The sequence below is a fragment of the Chryseobacterium sp. SIMBA_028 genome, assembly GCF_046535285.1.
GTDB lineage: Bacteria > Bacteroidota > Bacteroidia > Flavobacteriales > Weeksellaceae > Chryseobacterium.
In genome coordinates this window covers 1-343 of record NZ_JAWRWZ010000102.1, presented here as the reverse complement: position 1 = coordinate 343, position 343 = coordinate 1, and the positions used below count along the sequence as shown (strand labels likewise).

General features: G+C 63.0%; 1 protein-coding gene. It reads left to right on the top strand.

Features of this window, described 5'->3' with window-relative positions; all coding sequences use genetic code 11:
- Positions 1 to 103 precede the first annotated feature (103 nt).
- Positions 104 to 343 (top strand): MFS transporter (locus SCA31_RS22725; RefSeq protein WP_410699313.1); only part of this gene is annotated, 240 nt, incomplete at its 3' end.

Genomic DNA, 343 nt, shown 5'->3' with positions numbered 1-343 from the left:
GTACTCCATGCCACACTGTGTAGCGCGAGTGCGCCGGCATCCCAGCCGGAACAGCCAATGACGTCCCGCAGCCGCTTCCACAAGACCAGCCGTAGGGAGTCCCATGTCCACATCCAGTACCGAAGCCACTGCCCACGTTTCCCGGAAAGTGATTGGCTTGGCGGTCGCCGGTGCAGTGGGCGGCTTCCTTTTTGGCTTCGATTCCTCCGTGGTCAATGGGGCCGTGGATGCCATGAAAGCCCAGTTCGCCCTTGGCGAGGCTGTGACAGGTTTTGCTGTTGCCGTCGCTTTGCTCGGCTGCGCAGTTGGCGCGTACACGGCCGGTCGGGTGGCAGACCGCTAC